At 72.5% G+C, this 23,144-nt stretch carries 16 protein-coding genes; 3 read left to right on the top strand and 13 right to left on the bottom strand.

Annotated elements, in window-relative coordinates; all coding sequences use genetic code 11:
• Window positions 1-96 precede the first annotated feature (96 nt).
• A complete protein-coding gene (locus Cco03nite_RS33430; RefSeq protein WP_203697710.1) occupies window positions 97-390 on the bottom strand; it encodes a DUF2218 domain-containing protein in 294 nt (97 codons plus the stop codon).
• Window positions 391-523: 133 nt separating this feature from the next.
• On the opposite strand from Cco03nite_RS33430, the gene Cco03nite_RS33425 reads away from it, so the two are divergent.
• Complete coding sequence (locus Cco03nite_RS33425) at window positions 524-2,290, top strand: metallophosphoesterase (protein WP_203697708.1); 1,767 nt, start codon at window positions 524-526, stop codon at window positions 2,288-2,290.
• A gap of 82 nt (window positions 2,291-2,372) precedes the next feature.
• Here Cco03nite_RS33425 and Cco03nite_RS33420 read toward each other — a convergent pair whose 3' ends face one another.
• Window positions 2,373-2,726 (bottom strand): hypothetical protein, encoded by a 354-nt coding sequence (locus Cco03nite_RS33420; protein ID WP_203697707.1) that lies wholly within the window; start codon window positions 2,724-2,726, stop codon window positions 2,373-2,375.
• Between the two features lie 84 nt (window positions 2,727-2,810).
• Entirely contained in the window at window positions 2,811-3,665 is an 855-nt protein-coding gene (locus Cco03nite_RS33415) for a PSP1 domain-containing protein (RefSeq protein WP_203697705.1), read from the bottom strand.
• A 223-nt stretch (window positions 3,666-3,888) separates the two neighbouring features.
• On the opposite strand from Cco03nite_RS33415, the gene Cco03nite_RS33410 reads away from it, so the two are divergent.
• A complete protein-coding gene (locus tag Cco03nite_RS33410; RefSeq protein WP_203697703.1) occupies window positions 3,889-5,439 on the top strand; it encodes a hypothetical protein in 1,551 nt (516 codons plus the stop codon).
• 8 nt (window positions 5,440-5,447) lie between these two features.
• On the opposite strand, the gene Cco03nite_RS33405 is transcribed toward Cco03nite_RS33410, so the two are convergent.
• The 10 genes from Cco03nite_RS33405 to Cco03nite_RS33360 form a co-directional block, all read right to left on the bottom strand.
• The gene (locus tag Cco03nite_RS33405) at window positions 5,448-6,179 is read right to left on the bottom strand and encodes a hypothetical protein (RefSeq protein ID WP_203697701.1); all 732 of its coding nucleotides are present in this window, start codon (window positions 6,177-6,179) and stop codon (window positions 5,448-5,450) included.
• Window positions 6,179-6,460 (bottom strand): hypothetical protein, encoded by a 282-nt coding sequence (locus Cco03nite_RS33400; RefSeq protein WP_203697699.1) that lies wholly within the window; start codon window positions 6,458-6,460, stop codon window positions 6,179-6,181. The genes Cco03nite_RS33405 and Cco03nite_RS33400 overlap by 1 nt, the downstream gene beginning before the upstream one ends.
• The gene (locus Cco03nite_RS33395; RefSeq protein ID WP_203697697.1) at window positions 6,457-6,786 is read right to left on the bottom strand and encodes a YbaB/EbfC family nucleoid-associated protein; all 330 of its coding nucleotides are present in this window, start codon (window positions 6,784-6,786) and stop codon (window positions 6,457-6,459) included. Before Cco03nite_RS33395 ends, Cco03nite_RS33400 begins: the two co-directional genes overlap by 4 nt.
• 99 nt (window positions 6,787-6,885) lie before the next feature.
• The gene (locus Cco03nite_RS33390; RefSeq protein ID WP_203697689.1) at window positions 6,886-8,085 is read right to left on the bottom strand and encodes a DNA polymerase III subunit delta'; all 1,200 of its coding nucleotides are present in this window, start codon (window positions 8,083-8,085) and stop codon (window positions 6,886-6,888) included.
• 153 nt (window positions 8,086-8,238) lie between these two features.
• Complete coding sequence (gene tmk / locus Cco03nite_RS33385; RefSeq protein ID WP_239167869.1) at window positions 8,239-10,320, bottom strand: dTMP kinase; 2,082 nt, start codon at window positions 10,318-10,320, stop codon at window positions 8,239-8,241.
• Window positions 10,321-10,622: 302 nt separating this feature from the next.
• Window positions 10,623-11,252 carry a TetR/AcrR family transcriptional regulator gene (locus Cco03nite_RS33380; protein ID WP_203697687.1) on the bottom strand — a complete coding sequence of 210 codons (630 nt, stop codon included), beginning with the start codon at window positions 11,250-11,252 and terminating at the stop codon, window positions 10,623-10,625.
• Between the two features lie 106 nt (window positions 11,253-11,358).
• Window positions 11,359-14,205 carry a type I DNA topoisomerase gene (topA, locus tag Cco03nite_RS33375; RefSeq protein WP_203697685.1) on the bottom strand — a complete coding sequence of 949 codons (2,847 nt, stop codon included), beginning with the start codon at window positions 14,203-14,205 and terminating at the stop codon, window positions 11,359-11,361.
• Between the two features lie 277 nt (window positions 14,206-14,482).
• Window positions 14,483-14,974: a hypothetical protein gene (locus tag Cco03nite_RS33370; protein ID WP_203697684.1), complete on the bottom strand. Its 492-nt coding sequence runs from the start codon at window positions 14,972-14,974 to the stop codon at window positions 14,483-14,485.
• Window position 14,975: 1 nt separating this feature from the next.
• Entirely contained in the window at window positions 14,976-15,971 is a 996-nt protein-coding gene (locus Cco03nite_RS33365; RefSeq protein WP_203697682.1) for a helix-turn-helix domain-containing protein, read from the bottom strand.
• Between the two features lie 137 nt (window positions 15,972-16,108).
• On the bottom strand, window positions 16,109-19,867 hold the full coding sequence (locus tag Cco03nite_RS33360; RefSeq protein ID WP_203697680.1) for a S8 family serine peptidase: 3,759 nt from the start codon (window positions 19,865-19,867) through the stop codon (window positions 16,109-16,111).
• 247 nt (window positions 19,868-20,114) lie between these two features.
• Here Cco03nite_RS33360 and Cco03nite_RS33355 point away from each other — a divergent pair, with 247 nt between their 5' ends.
• The gene (locus Cco03nite_RS33355) at window positions 20,115-23,141 is read left to right on the top strand and encodes an AfsR/SARP family transcriptional regulator (protein ID WP_203697678.1); all 3,027 of its coding nucleotides are present in this window, start codon (window positions 20,115-20,117) and stop codon (window positions 23,139-23,141) included.
• The last annotated feature ends 3 nt before the right edge of the window (window positions 23,142-23,144 follow it).

Raw genomic sequence — 23,144 nt, 5'->3', positions numbered from 1 at the left:
TAACACGCTCTACCGACTGAGCTAAGGCGGCAACGTCGCATCACTATACGCGATCAGATGCGCCCACGGCCAACGGGTAGGCGGCGGGTCACATCTTCACGCGCCGACGGGCGTGAACTGCCCGAACTTGAGCCCGTCCTTCTCTCCGAAGCGCTCGGCGTGGCTCACGATCACCCGCTGCACGGTGGCGGCCCGCTCGGCGTCCTCGGCCTCGATCCGGACCACGAGGGCCTCGGCGGTGGCGGTCAGCTCGGCTCGGCCGGCCTCGAAGCGGGCACTGCCGTGCTCCTCGCCCAGCTCCACGTCGATCTTGTGGCTGAAGTGGGACAGCACCTGCTTGAGGTAGCGGGCGGCGCGCGTGGTGGGGGCGTTCCCCTCAACGATCATCATGGAGTTAGGTTAACCTAACTATTGCTGGTCGCCCACTCGAAGGCGACGGCGGGTGTCCGGTTGGCGGCAGCCGGTGCGGATTGCCCGATCGGGCCGCTGCGACCCGTTCCACTGCGGACTAGGCTGCGCTGCTGTGACCGTGATCCCTCCGCGCAGTCCCTCAGACCCGACGCCGGTGTCGGGCCGGACGCACCGTCCGAGCAAACTCGAACCGGCCGAGCTCGGGTTCACCCCGCAACCTCCGGTGGCCTGGCTGAGCCCCCTGCAGCTCGCCGCCACGGGCGTACGCGTCGCGTTCGCCGCACAGTTCGGCGCCTATCTGGACAAACGCGAGCTGCAGAACGCCTTCCCCACCAAGGTCCACGACGAGCACATGAACGACGACGAGTTGTGGATGGATTACGTCGCCGACCTCGGCGACGGGTTCAACGCCACCTACTCGGTCGCCTACCTCATGGCTCAGGAAGAGATCGAGGCGAGCGGTGAGCGACTGCCCCGCGGCCGGGTGCTGGTGCTCGGGGGCGACTCCGTGTACCCGACGGCCAGCGGCAAGGCGTACGAGGACCGGTTCGAAGGGCCGTTCCGCGCCGCGCTGCCGCAGGTCCCGGCCGAGAACGGGCCGACGCTGTTCGCCCTGCCGGGCAACCACGACTGGTACGACGGCCTGACCGCGTTCCTGCGCCTGTTCGCGCGGCGCGAGGGTTCCCGCATCGGCGGCTGGCGCACCAAGCAGACCCGCTCGTACTTCGCGCTGCAGCTGCCGCACCGCTGGTGGCTGCTGGCGCTGGACGCCCAGGGCGCGGCCTACATGGACGACCCGCAGCTGGAGTACTTCCGGGGCGTGGCCGCCAACATCGAGGAAGGTGACCGGATCATCCTGGTCACCCCGCAGCCGGCCTGGGTGCAGTCCGAGGAGCACCCGCTCTACTACGACACCATCGACTACTTCCTGCGCACCGTGATCGACCCGACCGGCGCGAGCGTCGCGCTGATGGTCAGCGGCGACCTGCACCACTACGCGCGCTACGCGCAGAGCGACAGCGGCCAGCAGCTCATCACCTGCGGTGGCGGCGGGGCCTACATGGCGGCCACCAACCACCTGCCCGAAGCGATCACCGTGCCGCCCAAGCACTCGCAGGTACGCCGGCAGAGCACCGGACTGCCGTACAAGCTGCAGAAGACGTACCCGACGAAGCTGCGCTCACGCTGGCTGGGCAGCGGGGTGTTCGCCCGGCTGCCGTGGCGCAACCCGGGCTTCGCCACGATGCTCGGCATCATGCACACGATGCTGATGCTGGCGTTGAACAACGCGGCGGGCCGCATCCTCACCGTGCCGATCTTCATGATGACGGCGCTGGTGATGTTCTCGTGCGTGTTCTTCTCGGTCGGCCTCACCGAGGCGGCGGCGAAGATAACCCCGGTGGTGCTGGGCGCCTTGCACGGCTGTGCGCACATCGCGCTGGGCGTGCTGGGTCTGTCCCTGTGGCGGCTGCTGCCGTTCGACGGCTACAAGCCGGCGGTGCAGGCGGCCCTGGCGGTGCTGATCTACCTGACCCCGGCGGGGGTCGCGGCGGCGCTACTGGTCTCGCTTTACCTGCTGATCGCGGCCTCGTTCAAGGTCAACGTCAATGAGCTGTACGCCGGCCAGGGCATCGAGGACTTCAAGAGCTTCCTGCGCATGCGCTTCGCCCCCGACGGCACGCTGAGCATCTACGTGGTCGGCATCGACAAGATCTCGAAGAAGTGGGTCCCGCAGGCGGCGGGCTCCTGGTTCCGCCCGGCCACGGCGCTCAAGCCGCGACTGGTGGACGAGGTCATCACGCTCGGCCCGGCCAAGCAGCACGCCGCCCCGCCGGCCGTGCTGCCCTCCGACGCCGAGGACCCGAGTCACACGGCGTAGTCATTCTCGGACAGATCGCGGCTCCCGCATCCGACGCCTTCGGGCAGACGGTGCGGGAGCCGCTCTGTTCAGGGCCGCGTCATCACCCCGATGTGACGGCGATGTGGTCGAAGATGTCGGCGTCCGTCTCCTGCTGCCACTCGGGCAGCTGCTCCCAGTCGGCGACGTACGCGGGCTTGGGGTCGGGGATGTGCCGGTAGATCTGGGCGATCCAGCACAGGGCCACGAAGCGGCCTTTCTGCTCACGCGAGAGCTTGTCGGTGCCGCCCTGCCGGATCAGGAGCGCCACCTGCTCGTAGACGGCGGCGGCACTGGCACGTTCCCAGTCGGGGGTGTCGTCCCACGGCGCGACGTAGGACGGCTTGGGCTCACCGGGGAAGTGCTTGCGCACCCCGGCGATCCACGCCTCGCGGAAGGTCTCGCCACCGGTCATCATGCCCCCAGCATCTCGGCTTGAAGCTGATCAGCTTTCACGAGACAGACTGGAGCCCGTCTCTCGTGCGATCCCCGAGGATCCGAGTCACACGGCGTAGCGGTCCTCGTAAGCTTTGCGGCTCCCGCACACCGACGCCTTCGGGCAGACGGTGCGGGAGCCGTCCGCTGCCAGGCGGATGACGACCGCGTCGCGCGGCACCGAGTGCCCGACCACGCGGCCCTCGCCTTCGGGCGTGCTCACCTGCTCGCCGATGGCCGGGGCGTTGCCGTGGAAGTCCTGGTACATGGGGTGTTCGTACTTGAGGCAGCACATGAGCCGCCCGCACGCCCCCGAGATGCGCATCGGGTTGAGCGGGAGGTCCTGCTCCTTGGCCATGCGGATGCTGACCGGCTCGAACTCGGTCAGGAACGTCGAGCAGCACAGGTCGCGGCCGCACGAGCCGATGCCGCCCTGGACCTTCGCCGAGTCGCGGGCCGACAGCTGGCGCAGCTCCACCCGGCAGCGCAGGGTCGCGCCGAGGTCGCGGACCAGCGAGCGGAAGTCGACCCGGTGCGGGGCGGTGAAGTAGACGGTGGTGCGCGGGCTCGGGCCGGGTTCGTCGCCGTCGGCCGGGCCGCCGGGCACGTGGTCCACGGCGATGACCTTCATGGGCAGCTGGTGCTCGCGGATGAGCCGGTTCGCGGCGACGCGGGCCTCGGCCTTGCGCTGGCGGATCAGCTCGTCGCGGGTCACGTCGTCGGGGCTGGCGATGCCGATAACCTTCGGGAAGCCCGTGGTGTCCTCGTCGCTCCACTCGGCCGCCCACACGCAGTCGGCGACCTCGGGGCCGTCGTCGGTGGCGACCAGCACCTTGTCGCCGACCCGCGGCCGGAACTCACCGGGATCGAGGTAGTACAGCTTCCCGTACCGGTTGAAGGTGACCGCGCAGAGCATGCCCATCGGGACACGATAGCCCGGTTCCGGGCATCTGCGGAGATCCGCGACGCTCCGGGATCGGCGGAAGACGTCTGGAGAAACAGATCTACTTGCGTACCTTTTCGGTTGATTCGTCGTTAGCTCATGTGGATAGGTCTTCGGATTCCCCCGTAACCCTGCCCAGAAGCCTTCGTTGGGCCACGACGTAGGTGCGCACCCCCGCGCACCCGTCCGCCCCGGAGGAAGCATGCGCCGCCATCTCGCCGCAGCCAGCACGGTCGCCCTTGTCTCGCTCAGCTCACTGACGATCCTGTCCGCGCCCGCCACGGCCGGGGTGTGCGACCGGCCCGCCGGATACGCCGCGCGCGCCGGTGCCGACCTGTTGAAGGTGGGCGTGCTGAACCTGGGCCCGCTCGGGTTGAAGCTGCCCACGGTGGCCGATCTGACGATCGCCTCCGCCAACGCCGGCATGTCCGCCACGAGCCGGGTCACCAGCTCCGCCGCGGCCCGCTACGCCGACGCGAAGCTGCTCGGCCTCCAGGTGCCCACCGGGCCGCTGGACGGGCGGGTGTACCAGCAGGCCCCGCCCACGAACGCGACCGGGGTGAAGAACCGGGCGCTGTCGGTGGACCTCGGGCTGGTCAAGGCCGGCACCGGTGACCTCACCGCGCACGCGCGCTGGGCCGAGGGCATGGCCTGCGGCAAGACCGACGGCCCCGCGGGCGAGGCGGACGCCGCCCTGGTCGACGCCGCGATCCTGCCCGGTTCGCGGGGCGCCCTGGTGAAGGCCACGCACAACGCCTCCGGTGAGGCGCGGACCGCGACCGTGAAGATGGACGAGCGCACCATCGCGTCGGGCGCGCAGGCCGAGATCGGCCTGGCCGACCTGGAGCTGCTCGGCGGCGCGATCGACGTCGAGGTGCTGGAGCCGCCGAAGCTCACCGTGCTGGCCACCGGCCGCGCGGCCACCTCGGTGGTCGACTACGACGCGCCGGTCCTGAAGATCACGGGTCCCGGCATCGGCACCAAGACCCTTTCCGGCGTACACCGTGAGATCGAGTTCGCGGTCCCGGCCCCGTCCGCCGGTGGCCTGCTCGGCTCGCTCGACCTCGGCGGCGTGCAGCGACGCGCCCAGGCCGAGGGCCTGCCGCTGCTCGACGCGAACCCGCTCGGCGGCCTGCTCGACGGGCTCCCGCTGGGCAGCCTGACGCAGACCGTCAAGGGCCTCGGCGGCTCGGGCGGCGGCGGCACCGGCCTGCCCGCGCTGCCGGAGCTGGGCGGCCTGCCCGACCTGGGCGGCCTGCTGAGCGGCAGCGGCGGCAACCTCGCCGGGCTGTGCGAACTCGCCGTCGTGAAGATCTCCATCGGCGAGCTGGAGAAGCGGGTCACCGACCGCGGCGCGACCGCGCAGGCCGCGAGCATCCGCATCCAGGTGCTGGCGCTGAGCCGCCCGAACAGCAAGCCGGCCACCGTGCTCGACCTGGGTGTCGGCCTGCTGAAGGCGTCGGCGACCGCCCCGGCCCGGACCGCGCCGACCACCGGGCCTTCGGCACGGCCGTCGACCTCGCCGAGCACCAACGGGCCCGGCAACGGCGGTGGCGGCGCCACTCCCTCGCCGGCTTCCGGCACCGATGACGACGACGACGGCTGCGGCGGTCCCGGCTGCAGCCTGCCGCGTACGGGCACGAGCATCGCCCTGATCGCGGGCACCGGCACCCTGCTGTTCGTGGCGGGCCGGTTCCTGCTCCTGCTGACCCGCCGCCGCACCTCGGGCGGGCCGGAGGACCTGCTGGGCTGACGCCGTATCTACAGCTCGACGCGCAACGTGGTGGCGGTGGACGGGACGTCCGCCGCCACCACCGTCGTCTCCACGACCACGGGGCCGCGGGTCACCAACGCTTCCAGCTCCGCCAGCAGCGTGTCGACCACGGCCAGCAGCTCCGCCGCGATCGTCGCGGCCGCCTGGGCCCGCGCGGCGGGCTCCGGCCCGAGCCCGAAGTCCCCGCTCGCCCCGAGGCCGAAGCCCGGCCCGGCCCCCATGCCCGGCGCGGTCGCGGAGCCTCGGCCGGTTCCGATGGTGATGCCGGTGACCAGGGACACTGCTTCCGCGCTGCCGGCGACCCGGGCGAGCGCGCGGGCGGCGGACGCCCGTCCGGCCGTCAGGACGTCGGCCAGTTCCTCGTGGTGCGCCGCGTCGGCCCGCATCCGGTCGACCCGGTGTGCGGTGTCCACGCCGATCCGCCGCCGGGCGGCCGCGAACGCGTCCCCGGCCCGGCCGTCCCAGGACGGGAGCCTGCCCAGGTCCACGCCGACGGCCGCCACCACCGCGGCATGCGCGCGCAGCGCCGCCGCCTGCTGCCGCCACGGCTCCGGCGACCAACCCGCCAGCCCGGCCACGGCGTCACCGGGCAGCGCGCCCGTACGCCGCAGCAGCGGCCACACCGGGTGCTGCTCGGGCGCGCCCCAGCGGGCGAGGCTCTCGTCGACCTGCGCCAGCAGGCCGGCGGTGTTCGATTGCAGCTGCCGCAGCGCGTCCATCACACCAGCCCGCCCCGGTCCTGTTCGGTCAACCGGTAGGCGCTTCCGGCGGCGCGCACGCCGTGCGCCAGCTCGGTGAGCTCCCGGTCGAGGCGGCGGGCGGCGTCCTGGTGCCCGGACCAGGCCGTACGCTGCCAGTGGTCGACCCGGCCGGCCAGGCGCGACAGGCGGCCCGGCACGTCGACCGCCACCGGGGCGGGCGCCGTGCGATCCAGCGCCGGGGCGAGCCCCGCCACGTCGGCGGCGAGCCCGTCGAGCCGATCTGCCAGTTCGTCCGTCACCGGGCACCTCCGAGCGCCGTGAAGTCGCCGAACGTCTCCTCGTACACCTTGCGCCGCGCCCACGCCGCCGCGTCGTGCGCCGCCGTGATCGCCTGCTGGATGGCCCGCGACAGCTGCGGGCCGGTCAGCCCGTCGAGCGAGCCGGTGACCACCACCTTGCGCACCGCGCCGTCGCCGCCCACCACGACTTCGACCAGGTTGTCGGGGTCGTGCACGGTCACCTCCAGCTCGGCCAGGGCGCGGGCGAGGCTGGCCTGCCGCTCCTCGATCCGCCGGTAGGACGCGATCGCCTCCTCGACCCAGGCGTCGTCGATCTCCCGCGGCATGCGGCGGCTCCTCAATGGACGGCATCGATACCGCCAGAACGGTACCGGTAGATCCCCCACCCAGGACACCCCTGTGGACAACCCCTGTGGATAAGTCGGTCAGCCGCGCCAGAGTTCGAGCATCATGGCTTCGACGGCGATGCGGGGTTTGACGTTGGCGTCGATGGCGGTGCGGCAGGCGAGCACCGATTCGAGGCGGCGGAGGGCGCTCTCGGCGGTCCAGCGCTGGGCGGCGGCCTCGGCGAGCGCCGCGGTGTCCGCGTGCACGGGTGAGACCGGGCCGCCCCAGCGGGCGTTGAGCACGTCCCGGTAGAAGCCCGCCAGGTCCAGCAGGGCGCGGTCGAGGGCGTCGCGCTGGGCCCGGGTGGCCCGCGACTTCTGCCGCTTCTCCAGGTCCTTGAGCTGCCCGGCGATGCCCCGGGCCGCACCTGCGGCGCCCTTGCCGGTGCCGCCCGCGCCGAGCGCCGTCTCCAGTGCCGCCCGCTCGGCGGCGTCGGTCTCGGCGACCGCGGCGGCGGCCTCCGCCTCGGCGGCCTCGATCAGCGCACTCGCGGCGTCGAAGCAGGCGCCCACGCCGGTGAGCTGGCGCGGCACGGCCAGCACCGCGGCCCGGCGGTCGCGTGCCTGGGCGTCTCCGGCGAGCCGGCGTGCCCGCCCGACGTGGCCCTGCGCGGCCGCGGCGACCCAGGCGGCGGTGCGCGGGTCGACGCCGTCGCGCTCCACCAGCAGCGTGCTCACCGCTTCGGCGGCCGGCTGGCGCAGCGGCACCACCCGGCAGCGCGACCGGATGGTGACAGAGATGTCGTCGGGGTGGTCCGAGGGCGCGCAGAGCAGAAAGATCGTCCGATCCGGCGGCTCCTCGACCGCCTTGAGCAGCGCGTTGCCGGCGGCCTCGGTGAGCCGGTCGGCGTCCTCGATGAGCAGCACCTGCCAGCGGCCGTTGGCCGGGGTGGTGGCCGAGCGCAGCACCAGCTCGCGCATCAGCGCGACCGGGATGCTCAGCCCGTCGGGCACCACGAAACGCACGTCCGGGTGGGTGCCGCTGAGCGTGGTGTGGCAGCCGGCGCAGTGGCCGCAGCCGGGCCCCGCAGCCTGGTCGGTGCACTGCAGCGCGGCCGCGAACGAGCGGGCGGCGACCGAGCGGCCGGACCCCGGCGGGCCGGTGAACAGCCAGGCATGGGTCATCGCACCCGCGCCGACGGCCTCGCCGCGCAGCACCGCGTCACCCGCCGCGGCGGCGGCCCGCAGTGTCGCGGCGGCCTCGGGCTGACCGACGAGCTGGTCGAAGACGTCCGTCACGCTGCCACCCGCCCGTTCACCTCGACACGACCCCATGGTCGGCCGGCATCTCGTCGCACTCTGCCGCGGCAGACCGGTCGGGTCCAGTGACCTGCTCGCCGCACCCACCGACAGTACGGGGACCCGCTGACACGGTCCACGCGCTGCCCCGGCTCACGCCCGCGTGGCCCGTAACTCGGCCGGCGTGCCGTCGGCGGCGGGCGGCTCACCCGGCGCGGGAACCCGGCCGGCGGCGCCGCCACCGTCGGCGGAGGCGGGCAGCGGCGGCAGCAGCTTCGCGACCCGGATCGCGACCTCCGCGGCCAGCTCCTGCTCCTCCCGGGCGCCGTCGAGCACCAGGTAGCGGGCCGGATCGTCGGCGGCCAGGTCCAGGAAGCCGTGCCGGACCCGCTCGTGGAACTCGATCGACTCCTGCTCCAGCCGGTCGGCCTCGCCGCGCCGGCCGACCCGGGCCAGGCCGGTCTGCGGGTCGATGTCGAGCAGCACCACCAGGTCGGGCTTGAGCCCGCCGGTGGCCCACGTGGACAGCCAGGAGATCTCGTCGACCGGCAGGGTGCGCCCGGCCCCCTGGTAGGCCAGGGAGCTGTCCACGTACCGGTCGGAGATGACGATCTCGCCCCGGCGCAGCGCGGGACGCACCACGGTCGACACGTGGTGGGCCCGGTCGGCGGCGTAGAGCAGCGCCTCGGCCCGCGGGGCCAGCGCGCTCGCGCCGACCGGCCCGGAGCCGGTGGTGTGGGTGTCGAGCACCATCTGGCGGATGCGCGCGCCGACCTCGGTCGCCCCGGGCTCGCGGGTCACCACGACGGAGCGGCCGTCGGCCAGCAGGCGCTGGGCGAGCTGCGCGATCTGGGTGGACTTGCCCGCGCCCTCGCCGCCCTCGAAGACGATGAACACGCCGGTCTGCGGCGCCGGCTCGGCCAGGCCCAGCGGGCGGCCGCGCACCGAGCCGATCAGGTCGGCCAGCAGCGGCACGCCGGGCTTGTCGTCCATCTGGCGCAGCGCCCAGAACCCGGCCAGGACGCCCAGCACTCCGGCGACGGCCAGCAGCACCCGGGTCGAGGAGATCGGGACGCCGGTGCCGCCGACGTCGTGCGAGCCGCCCAGGCCGACGAGCACGCCGGACAGCGAGATGGCCAGCATCAGCACCACCCGGGTGCCGGTCTGCACCACCGCGAAGACGCGGCCGCGCACCTCGTCGTCGACCTCGCCGCCGAGCAGCGTGGTGCCGGACAGGAAGGCCATGCCCGCGCCGGAGCCGACCAGCAGCGCGCCGACGACGGCCAGCGACAGGTGCGGGGCGAGCGACAGCAGCGCCACGGACGCGCCGGCCAGCATGATGCTCAGGCAGAACCAGCGCCGCCGGGACAGGCCGCCGATCAGGCGCGGGCCCAGGGCGATACCCAGCCCGAGGCCGATGAAGATCGCCGCGAACAGGATGGCGAACGTGGCGTCGCCGCCGCCGAGGGACAGCGCGAAGAACTGGCCGGTGCCGATGACCACGCCGCCGGCCGCGAACGCGCCCAGGATGCCCAGCACCAGGCCGCGCACCATGGGCGTCTGGCCGATGAAGCGCCACCCGTCCATGAACTGGCGCACCATGCTGGTCTCCTGGCGCACACCGCCGTTGTGGCCGGAGATCTCCCGGATGCCGTAGAGCACGACCAGGGCGCTGGCCAGGCGGGAGAAGGCGAGGAAGTACAGGGCGAGGCTGGACGGGGCGGCCCAGGCCGCGACGGTCACGCCGGAGCGCTCCAGCCACTGGTAGAACTGGTTCAGCCCGGCCAGCACCGCGGCGGCGAGCACCGGCGTGATGCCGTACGTCGTGATCAGGGTGAGCTGGTTCGCGGCCTCCAGCCGGGCCCGCGGGATCAGGTTCGGGACCGCGGCGTCCTTCGCCGGGATCCAGATCAGCGTGATCGCCTCGATGAGGAACGTCGCGGCGGCCGCCCAGCCGACCGTGATCTTGGCGTCGGCAGAGTACAGCGCGACGGTCGGGATCGTGGCGAACAACACGAATCGCAGCAGGTCACAGATGACCATCGTGTACCGCCGGTCCCACCGGTCGGCCATCACGCCGGCCAGCGGGCCGAGCACCAGCGCGGGCAGCAGGCGCACCGCGATGACCGAGCCGAAGGCCAGGCCCTTCGCGGCGTTGCCGGACACCTGAGCGGACGCGAACGTCGCCGTGGCCAGCAGGCCCAGCCAGTCACCGAGCGAGGCCACGCTGAGCACCAGCCAGAGCCGGCGGAACGGCCGGATACGCAGGATCGCGCGCAGCTCGGCGCCGCCGGTCAGATCCGCCTGGGCGGCCAGGAACGGCGCGGCGTCCGCTCCCTGCGATGGCGTGCTGATGGCCGTACCCTCCCCGCGTCACTGCCCGTCCTGGCCTCAGCGTGCTCGCTGTGCCTTGGCCATGGCAATAGCGCCCGGGCGTCCTGCGGCTTCACTCTAGTCCTGCCCCGGCGAGGGCCGACCCTGGTTCGACCCTGAAGACTTGCCACAAAAACGAGGGAGTGGTACGGCCTGACGCCCGCTCAGGTCAGAGCGAAGGTCTGCAAGTAGCCGCGTACGAGCCGCTTCGATTCTGCCAGCACCGCGGCGTCGCCGTCCGGGTGACGGCGGAACGCGAGCTTGATCAGCGCGTCGGCGGCCTCGACCGAGACGGTCAGCGCGAAGCGCAGCTCCCGCGAGTCCGGCGCGTTGTGGAAGCGGATGAGCAGGTCCGCGAGGTGATCGGCGATGACCGCGTTGTTGTCGCGCTCCGGGTCGATCAGGTGCACGTCCACCACGTCGCCGAAGTGCAGCGTCCGGAAGCCGGGCACGCTGCGGTGCAGCTCGATGTACTCCTCGATGGCCCCGTCGACGCCGTCCCACCAGTGCGCCAGCTCGCCGGCGGGGATCCGCTCGGCCAGCCGCTCCAGGTACGCCTCGACGTTGCGCAGGGTCAGCGCCTGCACGATGGCCCGCTTGTCCGGGAAGAACTGGTAGACCGACCCGATCGCGACGCCGGCCCGCTCGGCGAGCAGCGTCGTGCTCAGCCCGTCGTACCCGACTTCGTCGATCAACTCAGCGCACGCGTCGAGCATGCGCTGCACCCGCGCGACACTGCGCCCCTGTACCGGCACCCGGCGCAACGGCCCGGCACTGACAGCTGGTGTGGACACTGATCCGCTCCTCACCGCGGCGTACGTTCCGGGAACCGAACCGGTCGCCACGCTCGCATCGACACCCTACCCAGGGTCAACGACCCTGGGCAGGGTCGGTAAGCGGTCAGTCCGCTGTCTTCTTCGCGGCAGCCTTCTTTGGCACGCTCTTGGCAGCGCCCGTGGCGGCCTTCTTCGCGGTCGCCGCCTTGGCCGTGGTGGCCTTCTTCGCAGCTCCTGCCTTTGTGGCCTTCGTCGCCTTGGCCGCCGTCGCCTTTTTCGCGGGCGCCTTCTTCGCCGGAGTTTTTTTCGGAGCCGGACCCTTCGCCCGCTTCTCCGACAGCATCTCGCTCGCCTGCTCGATGGTCAGGCTCTCCGGGGTCTGCCCGCGCCGCAGCGACGCGTTGGACTCGCCGTCGGTCACGTACGGCCCGAACCGGCCATCCTTGATGACGAGCGGCTTGTCGGTGAGCGGGTCGACGCCCATCTCCCGCAGCGGGGGCTGCGCCGCGCGGCGGCCCCGCTGCTTCGGGGCGGCCAGCAGCGCCAGCGCCTGCTCCAGGGTGACCGTGAAGAGCTGCTCCTCGTTCTCCAGGGACCGGGAGTCGCCCTCGCGCTCGATGTACGGGCCGTACCGCCCGTTCTTGGCGAAGATGTCCTGGCCCTCGGCGTCCTTGCCGACCAGCCGGGGCAGCGACAGCAGCCGGAGCGCGTCGGCCAGCGTCAACTGGTCCGGCGCCTGGGTCTTGAGCAGGGACGAGTTGGTCTCGCCGCTGGACACGTACGGGCCGTACCGGCCGGACTTGAGCACCACCGGCTCGCCGGTCTGCGGGTGCTCGCCGAGCTTGCGCTCGCCGCCGCCGCCGAGGAACAGCTCGTCGACCTTCTCCGGGGTCAGCTCGTCGGGCGCGACGCCGTCCGGGATCGAGACGCGGTCGCCCTCGGACGCGGTCTCGGCGTCCGGGTCCGCGTCGTCGGCGACGGGGCCCTTGCCGTTGCCGGCGTGCGCGCCGCGCTGCAGGTACGGGCCGAACTTGCCGACCCGGACCACCACGTCGCGGCCCTGGTCGTCGGTGAACAGCTTGATCGAGTTGATGCTGCGCGCGTCGATCTCGCCCAGGTGCTCGGTGACCAGCTTCTTCAGGCCGCCGGCCTGCGCGACGCTGCCCACCTCGGCGCTCGGCGAGCCGAAGTAGAAAGAGGTCAGGAACTCCAGCGCGGTGGCGTCGCCGCCCGCGATCTGGTCGAGCTGGTCCTCCATCGCCGCGGTGAAGCCGTAGTCGACCAGCCGCGGGTAGTGCTGCTCCAGCAGCCCGATCACGGCGAACGCGACGAAGGTCGGGATCAGCGCCTGGCCGCGCTTGATGACGTAGCCGCGGTCCTGGATCGTCTGCATGATCGACGAGTACGTGGACGGGCGGCCGATGCCCAGCTCTTCGAGGGCCTTGACCAGCGACGCCTCGGTGTAGCGGGCGGGCGGCTGGGTGGTGTGGCCGACGGCCTCCAGGCCCTCCTCGGTCAGCTTCTGATCCTTGACCAGCACCGGCAGCTTGCGCTCGGCGTCGTCGGCCTCGGCGGACTCGTCGTCGGACGACTCCACGTACGCCCGCAGGAAGCCGGGGTCGGTGATGGTCCGGCCGCTGGCCGCGAAGTCGGCGTCCTCGTTCTGCGCGGTCGTGGCGCGGATGCGCACGCTGACCGTCATGCCGACCGCGTCGGACATCTGCGAGGCGATGGTGCGCTGCCAGATCAGCTCGTAGAGCCGGTACTCCTCGGTCGACAGCTCGTTGCGGACCGAGCCCGGGGTGCGGAAGGTGTCGCCCGCGGGGCGGATCGCCTCGTGCGCCTCCTGCGCGTTCTTGACCTTGCCGGAGTAGCGGCGGGGCTGCGGCGGCACCGCGCCGGAGCCGTACAGCTCGGCGATCTGGGTGCGCGCGGCGGCGATCGCGGACTCGGAGAGGTTCACCGAGTCGGTACGCATATAGGTGATGTAGCCGTTCTCGTACAGCCGCTGCGCGGTGCGCATCGTGGCCGCCGAGGAGAAGCGCAGCTTGCGGGCCGCCTCCTGCTGCAGCGTCGAGGTGATGAACGGCGCGTACGGCTTGCGCCGGTACGGCTTCTCCTCGACCTTGGTCACGGTGAACGGCCGGTCGTCGAGCCGGGCGGCCAGGCCGCGCGCGCCGTCGCCGTCGAGCTGCACGACGCCGGAGCCGGGACGCAGCCGGCCGGTGGTCGGCTCGAAGTCCTTGCCGGTGGCGATGCGGTCGCCGTCCAGCGCGATCAGGGTCGCGGTGAACGTGCGCGGGCCGGTCTCGCTCGCCTTCTCGACGGCCAGGGTGGCGGTGATGTCCCAGTAGTCGGCGGCGCGGAACGCCATGCGCTGCTTCTCGCGCTCGACCACGATGCGGGTCGCGACCGACTGCACCCGGCCCGCGGACAGGCCGCGCTGGACCTTCTTCCACAGCACCGCGGACACGTCGTAGCCGTAGAGCCGGTCCAGGATGCGCCGGGTCTCCTGCGCGTCGACCAGGTCGCGGTCGATGTCGCGCGGGTTGGCCACGGCGGCCTGGATGGCCGGCTTGGTGATCTCGTGGAACACCATGCGCTTGACCGGTACCTTGGGCTTCAGGGTCTCGACCAGGTGCCAGGCGATGGCCTCGCCCTCGCGGTCCTCATCTGTGGCCAGCAGGACTTCGTCGGCGTCCTTCATCAGGGCCTTGAGCCGTGTGACGTGCTTCGCGCGGTCCGGGTTGACGATATATACCGGGGCGAAGCCGTTGTCGACGTCGACGCCGAGGTAGGCCCACGGCTCCTTCTTGTACTTCTCCGGCATCTGCTTCGCGCCGGCAGGCAGGTCGCGGATGTGCCCGAGGCTCGCCTCGACGACGTAACCCGGGCCGAGGTACCCCGAGATCGTCTTCGCCTTCGCCGGTGACTCGACGATGACGAGACGGTTCCTGGAAGCTGTCGGCACGTTCTCTCTCCGCAGTGGTCCGGGTGGCTGGCGCCGCCGGGTGGTGGCGGCCGGTCTGAGGTGGCTCGGTCTGAGGTTACGCAGCGGTCGGTGCACGGTGGGCGTCGCGGGAGCGACACGGTCCGCGGATGTCCAAGGTAACGCTCAGTGTGCGCCAGGGGTTGCGCACCCCATCGACGTACGGGCACATTCCTGTGACCGCAGACACCATACTCCCCGCCACAATACGGACAAGGGGGATTCCCGGGTGGCAACCATCTGATCGGGGTGCTCCCGCTCACCGCCCGGCCGCGCGCGCCTCCAGCTCGGCCCGCATCTCCGGGAACTCCGACCATTCCCCGGTCAGGTCGACCCCGAGATCGGGGAACAGTTTCTCCAGGTCAGCCGCGTACTGCGCGCCGTCCTGCGGCATGAACAGCTCCGGCTGCCCGCCCAATGTGATCTTGACGGGCACCATCGACATGCCGAGCATCCCGTCCGGGCCGGGCGCGCCGCACACGGTCTTCGCCCAGATGGTGGTGAGCTGCCCGACATTGCTCGCCCCCTCGGGCGCCGCGCCGAACGAGCGCACGCTGCACGCCACCGCGCCGCCGTCCGGCGCGGTGCGGGCCTTGAAGTCGATCTCCATGAGCTGACGGACCAGCCGGTCCGCGTCCTGGGTCAGCGTCTCGCCCGGCCGCAGCGGCATCGCGCCGTCGTCGTCGCCGCAGCCGGCCGCCGACGTCGCCAGCAGGGCGGTGGTGAACAGGATCAGCAGCGGTCGCTTCAACTCAGGCCCATTCGTGTCGGGCGGCGTGCCAACCCAACTGCATGCGGGTCTCCACGCCGGCCAGGTCCATCAGGTGGCGCAGCCGGCGCTGCAGGGTGCGCAGCGACAGGTCGAGCTGCGTCGCGACCGCCTGGTCGGTCAGGCCCGACAGCAGCAGCGACAGGATCCGGCGGTCCAGGTCGGTGGGCCCGTCGGTGTCCAGTTCGACGTACGGTATCCCGTTCGGCCCCAGACTCGACAGTTCCAGCGGGTACGCGCGCTGCCACACCGTCTCGAACAGCGCCTCCAGCGCGGCGAGCAGACCGCTGCGGTGCAGCAGCACCGCCCCCGGCTCGCCGCCCGGCTGCGCCGCGTGCTGGGCGGTGACCGGCACCAGGGCCAGGTCGCCGTCGGCGAGGATGAGCTTCATCGGCAGCTGGTCGGCCACCCGCAGCTCCACGCCGCGCTCCAGCGAGTCGACGACCTCGTCGATGATGCCGGGCTGGGCCAGCACCGAGCGCTCCAGCACGACCCGGAAGCGCACCCCGCGCGCCGCGGCGGCGTCCTCCTGCGCGTTGGAGCCCGGCGGCACGGCGATGTACGGCGCGGTGACGAAGTTGCGGATCTCCGTACGAGCCGCCTGCTGCACCTGCTGGAAGCGGTGCCGGATGGCGTCGACGCCGGAGACCACCTCGATCAGCTCGCTGATGCTGCGCCCGGCGACCGCCGCCCGGTGCTCCTCGGCGAGGGTGACCAGCGCCTGCTCGGCGATGCGCAGCCCGTCGCGGCGCTCGGTGATCAGCGCGCCGAGCGCCATGGCGGGCGGCGCGGCGACGAACGCCTCCCCGCCGGAGCGCAGCGCCAGCCCGTTCTCCACCAGGCGGGACAATGCCTGCTCGACCACGGTCTCGGGTCGCTCCAGCAGGTCGGCCAGCAGCATCGCGGTGGCGCTGGGCCGGCCGAGCAGGGCCCGGTAGACGAACTCCTCCTCAGGGTCGAGCCCGAGCACACCCAGCATCGGCGACCTGCCCCTTTCCGTCAGCGGCGGCGGGGAGAGTATGCGCCATACCGGCAGATCTTGAATAGACCCTGCTGGCGACCCTGGTGACGGGAAGGGCCCCGGGGAGTCGCCTCCCCGGGGCCCGACACTGGGACTCATCGCAGGCCGTAAGCCCGGATGATCTCGTGCTTGACGCTGAAACCGGCGTCGGTCGCCGCGCTGCCGCGGATCGACAGGAAGCCGCCGGACTTGCCGGTGGCCTTGAACGAGCCCGTCCAGTAGCCGTCGGCGCCCTTGACGACGTTGACCTTCTGCCAGGTCTTGCCGTCGTCGTAGGAGACGTCCAGGGTCACCGTCTTGATCTTGCCGGGCACGGTGCCCAGGTCCATCGACACCGGGTGCAGGCGGATCTGCTGCCAGGCGCCGGCCTTCACGTCACCGTGCAGGTCGCTCTCCAGCAGGTAGTCCAGGTTCAGCACCGAGAACGGCTGGAAGTAGTCCGAGTCGACGAAGCCGGACATGAAGGTCCACTCGCTGTGCGTACGGGTCGACAGCCGGAACTGCTCGGCGGACCGCTCCGCGTCGAGCACGGCACGGTACGGCAGGTTCTCCGCCGGCACCTCCTTCCACTGCATGTCCGCGCTGAACGCGTTGTCGTGGATCAGCGTGTCGCCCTGGAACATCTGCAGGTGGGTCGGCGTCGCGCCCCACGGCAGGTAGCCGCCCAGCCGCATGGTGTCGCTGGCCGAGCTCCACGGCTGCACGTTCCAGGTCATGTAGTTCTGCGCGCGGGAGTTGTACACGCCGAACGAGTCGCTGAAGCCGGGCCGGGCCGCCGGGGCGAACCAGTCGGTGCGGGTGGTGCTGCCCTTGGCGAAGGTGTTGACGCCGGACACCATCTCCCACGGCGTGTCCGTGGCGATCTGCTGCGCGTGCGACTCGACCCAGACCTGGCCGGGGGTGACCCACTCGGTGCGGGTGCCCGGGTGCCACTCGCGCTCGTGGAAGCCGAGCGACGGGCTGAGCGTCAGGTCGTACCGGTAGCCGGAGGCGTCGCCCGGCGTCGCGGCGTTGTACCAGCGAGCGTCGATCTTGGCGAGGTCCCGCTGGCTCGGCTGGTAGACCAGCGGCTTGTCCGGCACCTGGCCGGGGTAGTCGCGGGCCAGGTCGTAGACGAACGGGGTGTACTCGACGCGCTTGGCGGTGAAGGTGACCCAGCCCAGCTTCGCCATCTTGATCAGCAGCCGGCCCGCGTCCCGGTGCACGGAGGCGACCGGAACGGTGGACTCGCCGGCGTACTCCATCGAGGTGCCGGGGCGGTCGCTGACGATGACGACGGCCTTGGCCCCGTCGGCGATCGCGTTGGCGACGCGCTCGTCGGCGGTGACCTCGTCGCTGCGCTCCACCACGGCGATCCTGCCCTTGGCGTCGACCTTCTTGAAGTCGGCCGCGGAGCCCTTGCCCGCGTACACGGCCTTCAGCCGGTCCGTGGCCGTGTCGAGCACCGATCCGGCCTGCGTGGTGGCCGGGATGTCGAACAGCCCGCCCAACGCCGTCAGGCGGAACATCGGCTCGCCCTTGCGCCAGCGCGAGGTGAAGACGAACTCGCCCTTGGTCATCGGCTCGGTCGGCGACACGTAGAGGTCGTCGTACATCGGCGGGACCTGGTACGCGCTGCGCACGTCGAACCACGAGTCCATACCCGTGAAGTGGACGTTGAAGTCCACCTTGCGCTGCCGGTCCTCGGTGCGCTGCGGCGCGTCGGTCTGCAGCAGGCGGGCCTTGCTCGCGTCCAGCACCACCTCGGCGGGGCCGTCGCCGAGCACCGTCTCCGGGTCGACGAGCGTGGCCAGACCGGTGCGGTCCGCCTTCTCACCCGCGACGTCCAGGTAGGCCGCGAGGGTGTAGGTGCCCTTGGGCAGGCGCAGGGTGGCCGAGCCCTCGACGTAGACCGAGTACGGCCACTGGTCGCCGGCCATGTTGATGCCGACGTAGCCGGAGGCCGGCTTGCCGTCGCGGCCGATCAGCTTGACGGTGAGGTCGTAGCGCTCGTCCTCCTTGATCAGCGCGACCGAGGTGCGGGTCACCGGCTGGCCGGTGCTCGCGTCGGTGCCGATCACGTAGCCGACGTGGCGCTGGCCTGCGGCGGCGGCCTGCGGGTCACCGGTGACCGGGACGGTCGCCTTCGCGCCCGCCGGGATCGTCACCGAGGTCGCGCCCAGGGTGAACGGGCCGCCCGCGTTGGTCAGCGCCAGGTTGAGCGTGACGTCGGTGGCGCCGGTGTTGGTGAGGACCAGGTCCTTGGTGACCGCGACGTCGCTCGCGTCGTGCGGCCAGGTGTAGTTGCCGTAGAACAGCGAGCCGGTGCCCCGGACCGAGGTCTTCACGGCGGCGGCCACGTCGAGCCGGCCGGTGCCGACCTCGTACGGCGAGTACCACTCGGCCAGGCCCTTCGCGCTGCTCATCAGGTGTTCCTTGAGCGCCGCGCCGGTCCAGTCCGGGTGCTGCTGGGCCAGGATCGCGGCCGCGCCGACCACGTGCGGGGTGGCCATCGAGGTGCCGCTGATGGTGCGGTAGAGGCCCTCGCCGCCGTCGGTCATCTCCTGCGAGCGGGCCGCGGTGATGTCCACACCGGGCGCGGCGATGTCCGGCTTCATGCCGCCGGAGTAGGCCAGCGGGCCGGTGCTGGAGAAGTAGGCGAGGTTGTCCTGCTTGTCGGTCGCGGCGACGGTCAGCGCCGAGGCGGCCGCGCCGGGGGTGGAGATGCTCTCCGGGCCCGCGTTGCCGGCGGCGATGACGAACAGCGTGCCGTACTGCGCGGACAGCGCGTCGACCGTGAGCGACATCGGGTCGCTGCCGTCGGTCGGGTAGGTGTCGCCGAGGCTCATGTTGACGACATCGGCGCCCTGCTGGGCTGCCCACTCCATCCCGGCGATGATCCACGAGTCGAGGCCGTAGCCCTCCTCGCCGCCGAGCACCTTGCCGACGATCAGGTCGGCGTCGGGGGCGACGCCCTTCAGCTCGCCGCCGGAGGCCGCGCCGGTGCCGACGATGGTGCCGGCCACGTGCGTGCCGTGCCCGTTGACGTCGGTGACCGCCTCACCGGGCACGAAGCTGGCAGTGCCGTCGATCTGGTCCTTGAGGTCGGGGTGGTTGACGTCGATGCCGGTGTCCAGCACCGCCACCTTGACGCCCTTGCCGGTGTACCCGGCGGCCCAGGCCTCGGGCGCGCCGATCAGCGGCACGCTCTCCTTCAGGTTGACCTCGACGCGGCCGTCGAGCCACAGCTTGGCCACACCCTCACCGAGCACCGCGCTGCCCTGGCCCGCCGTCACACTGCCCTGTGGTGCGACGGTCTTCCAGAACGTGCGGGCCTGCTTCTTGTCGGCGGTGAGCGCCGCGCCCCGGATGCCCTTGAGCTTGCGGGTCAGCTTGCTGCCGTGCGGGGCCTTCGGCTCGGTGGCCGTACGGGCCTGCGCCGCGGTGTACGTGGCGATCAGCGGCACGCCCGACGACTTCGCGTCGTCGTAGCCCATCTCGATCAGGTCGGTGACGTTGAACAGCCGCCGGTCGAGCTTGTTCGCGCCGAGCAGCGCCACCGCCTCGTCGGGGATGACGTACAGGTCGCCCTTGATCTGCTGCATGCGCACGCCGCCGACCGCGTTGTCCGGCCGGTCCACATCGGCGATCTGCTTGCCGTCGGCCATCGTGGTGACCGTGACGACGTCGCCGGTGACCAGCGTGACCTTGTGGGTCGCCGACGGCTTGGCGGGGGTGGTGGGCTTGCTCGGCGCGGCGACCGCGGGCGCCTGCAGGACGGCGAGACCCGCCGCCAGCAGCGGTGCCGCGGTGGCCGCCGATATCAGCTGCCAGCGCCTGCGCCGGAAGCGGGAAGGCTGTGAGGGGGAGAACATGACAACGGTCTACCGGCCCGCTGTTTCGGAGTGAATAGATGGCGTTGGCGGGGTTACGCCATGGCGAGACTCCGCCAACCCGCAGGTGGGGACACTGCCCCCGGCGCCCCGCTGGGAGGACCGGGACAAATTGGCCGTATCGGCGGTGCGCTAGCCTCTGACCTGCGATGTCGTGCCGGGCTGTGGTCCTCTGCCACCGTCCGGCCGTACGCTGGATCGATCTAGTTGCGCGGCGGAGGAGTGCGAGGTGGAGTTCCGGCTGCTCGGACCCGTCTCGGCGGTCGCCGGCGACGAGGCGGTGCCGCTCGGCGGCGCGAAACCGAAAGCCCTGCTCGCCACGCTGCTCCTGGAGCACGGCCGGGTGGTGTCCGCCAGCCGGCTGGTCGACATCCTGTGGGCCGACGACCCGCCCGACACCGCCCGCGCGCTGATCCAGACCTACGTCTCCACGCTGCGCCGCACGTTCGCCAAGCACGGCGCCGGCGACCTCATCACCACCGCCGCCCCCGGCTACGTGATCCGGATCGAGCCGGACATGCTCGACGTCGAGGTCTTCACCGGGCTGCTGGCGCAGGGCCGGGCCGCGGCGGCCGCCGGCGACCACGCGGGCGCCGCCGAGCTGCTGCGCCGCGCCGACGCGCTCTGGCAGGGACCGGCGCTGTCCGGCCTGGACGCCGCCGAGCTGACCGTGCAGGCGTCCCGGCTGGACGAGCTGCGCACCGCGGCCGTCGAGGAGCGCATCGCCGCGGAGATCGCCGCCGGGCTGTGGGGCGACCTGGTCGCCGAGCTGACCGTGCTGATCGGGCACCGGCCGACCAACGAGCGGCTGCGCGGCCAGCTGATGACCGTGCTGTACCGGCTGGGCCGCCAGGCCGAGGCGCTGGCCTGCTATCGCGAGGGCCGCGACGTGCTCATCGCCGAGCTGGGCGTGGAACCCGGGCCGGAACTCACCGCCCTGCACCACGCCATCCTGCGGGGTGGCACCGAGCAGCTGGCGGTCGCCGCACAGTCGCCCGAACTGGCCGGACCGGGCACCGTGCACCCGGTGCCCGCGCAGCTGCCACCGGTGCCGGCCGACTTCACCGGCCGCGCCGCCGAACTCGAAGCGCTGGCACAGGCCCTGCTGCCCGCGGGCGGCTCCCCGGCCGTGCAGGTCATCGCCGGACCGGGCGGCACCGGCAAGTCCACCCTGGCCACCGCGGTCGCGCACCGGCTGGCCGAGCACTTCCCGGACGGCCAGCTGTACGCGGAGCTGCGCGGCATGAGCGACGCCCCGGCCGAGCCGGGCGAGGTGCTGGCCCGGTTCCTGCGCGCGCTCGGCGTCGAGCAGGCCCAGCTGCCCGAGGGCCTCGGCGAGCGGGCCGACCTGTACCGCTCGCTGCTGGCACAGCGGCGCATCCTGGTGGTGCTCGACGACGCCGCGTCGGAGCAGCAGGTGCGGCCGCTGCTGCCCGGCCACGCGGGCAACGCGGTCGTCATCACCAGCCGGGACCGCCTGGCCGGGCTGTCCGGCACCACGCTGACCGACCTGCGCGTCCTGGAGCCGGACGAGGCGCTGCTGCTGCTGCGCCGGCTCGCCGGGGACGAGCGGGTCGACGAGGACCTCGACGCCGCCCGCCGGATCGTCGAGTACTGCGGCAACCTGCCGCTGGCGCTGCGCATCGTCAGCGCGCGGCTGGCCGGGCGGCGCGCGCTGCCGCTCAAACCGCTGGCCGACCGGCTCGCCGACGAGAGCCGCCGGCTCAACCACCTGTCCGCCGGTGACGTCGGCGTGCGCAGCAGCATCGAGCTGAGCTACCGGGCGCTGGACCCCGACTGCCGCACCACACTGCGCCGGATGGGCTGGTTCGGCGTGCCCGACTTCTCGCCCTGGGTGGTGTCCTGGCTGGTCGAAAGCTCACCGGCCGAGGCCGAGGAGCTGGTGGAGCAGCTGGTCGACGCGCAGCTGGTGGAGTTCGTCGGGGTGGACCGCATGGGCGGGCTGCGCTACCGGCTGCACGACCTGATCCGGCTGTACGCCCGCGAGTGCGCCGCCCTGGAGGAGCCCGCCCAGGACCTGGCCGACGCGGTGGCCCGGGCGCTGCGCGGCTGGCTCGGGCTGATCCACCGCACCGCCGCCGACTCGCCCCCGGCCGAGATCCGGTGGCGGCGGCCGTTCAGCCCGCACGACGTGTCGGAGGAGCTGACCGCGCTGGTCATCGCCGACCCCTGGGACTGGTTCGAGGCCGAGCAGTCCGCGCTGGCGTCCGGGGTGGAACGCGCGCTCGCGCTCGGCCTGTACGACCTGGTCTGCGAGTTCGCCTCGGCCCGCAACGCGTCGGCCTTCATGGGCGCGAACCGGTTCGCGGCCCGGACCCGGGTGATCGAGGCGGCGCTGACCGCGGCCCGGCGCGCGGGCAAGCCGCACGACGAGGCGGTGATCCTCACCGAACTGGGCCAGCTGCGCTACGACCAGGACCACTACACCGAGGCGCGGCGGCAGTTCCGGGCCGCGCTGAGCCTGTTCCGCGAGCTGAACGACCTCCCCGGGCAGGCCGCCGCGCTGGCCGGGCTGGGCATCGCCTGCCGCGAACCGGGCCGCTTCGCCGAGGGCGTGCACTTCCTCGACCAGGCCGCGACCCTGCTGCACGACGCCCGCGACGACATCGGCATCGGCTACTCCCGGCGCATCGCCGGCTCGGTGCGGCTGGAGCTGGGCGACTACGACCGGGCGCTGGCCGACCTGACCGAGTCGCTGGCCGCCTACCGGCGCGCCGGCAGCCGGCTCGGCGAGGGGCACACCCTGCGCACGCTCGGGCTCTACCACCGGGCCCGGGACGAGTGGGCGCAGGCCGAGCGGCGCTGCGCCGAATCCGCCGCGATCTTCCATGACCTCGGCGACGAGCTGATGGAGGCGTACGCGGTGCGCGCGCTGGCCAAGGCACGGATGCGCCAGGGCCACCACGGCGAGGCGCTGCCCCGGCTGGAGTGGGCGCTGTCGGTCAGCCACACCATGGGCGACCGCTGGGGCCAGGGCGCGACGCTGCGCGTGCTGGGCCAGCTCCACCTCGCCGAGCACCGGCTCGACCTGGCCGAGGCCTGCTTCGACGCCGCCCACGACATCTGGCAGTCCATGGACGTGCCGGTCTGGCAGGCCCGCCTGGAACTGGACCGGTCCCGGCTGCTGGCGGCCCGCGGCGACACCGGCGCCGCCCAGACGGCCCGCGCCCGGGCCCGCAGCGCCTTCCACGACCACGGGGCCCGCGAGATCCGCGAGCTCGACGGCGACCACTGAGGC

This window comes from Catellatospora coxensis, from assembly GCF_016862635.1.
Taxonomy (GTDB): domain Bacteria; phylum Actinomycetota; class Actinomycetes; order Mycobacteriales; family Micromonosporaceae; genus Catellatospora; species Catellatospora coxensis.
This window is presented reverse-complemented; position numbering and strand designations above follow the sequence as displayed.

What these genes read in the sequence shown, in the direction of transcription:
- Cco03nite_RS33430 (WP_203697710.1), bottom strand. Translation starts at nt 390, where the DNA reads ATGATGATCGTTGAGGGGAACGCCCCCACCACGCGCGCCGCCCGCTAC.
- Cco03nite_RS33420 (WP_203697707.1), bottom strand. Translation starts at nt 2,726, where the DNA reads ATGATGACCGGTGGCGAGACCTTCCGCGAGGCGTGGATCGCCGGGGTG.
- Cco03nite_RS33415 (WP_203697705.1), bottom strand. Translation starts at nt 3,665, where the DNA reads ATGGGCATGCTCTGCGCGGTCACCTTCAACCGGTACGGGAAGCTGTAC.
- Cco03nite_RS33410 (WP_203697703.1), top strand. Translation starts at nt 3,889, where the DNA reads ATGCGCCGCCATCTCGCCGCAGCCAGCACGGTCGCCCTTGTCTCGCTC.
- Cco03nite_RS33405 (WP_203697701.1), bottom strand. Translation starts at nt 6,179, where the DNA reads ATGGACGCGCTGCGGCAGCTGCAATCGAACACCGCCGGCCTGCTGGCG.
- Cco03nite_RS33395 (WP_203697697.1), bottom strand. Translation starts at nt 6,786, where the DNA reads ATGCCGCGGGAGATCGACGACGCCTGGGTCGAGGAGGCGATCGCGTCC.
- Cco03nite_RS33365 (WP_203697682.1), bottom strand. Translation starts at nt 15,971, where the DNA reads ATGCTGGGTGTGCTCGGGCTCGACCCTGAGGAGGAGTTCGTCTACCGG.
- Cco03nite_RS33360 (WP_203697680.1), bottom strand. Translation starts at nt 19,867, where the DNA reads ATGTTCTCCCCCTCACAGCCTTCCCGCTTCCGGCGCAGGCGCTGGCAG.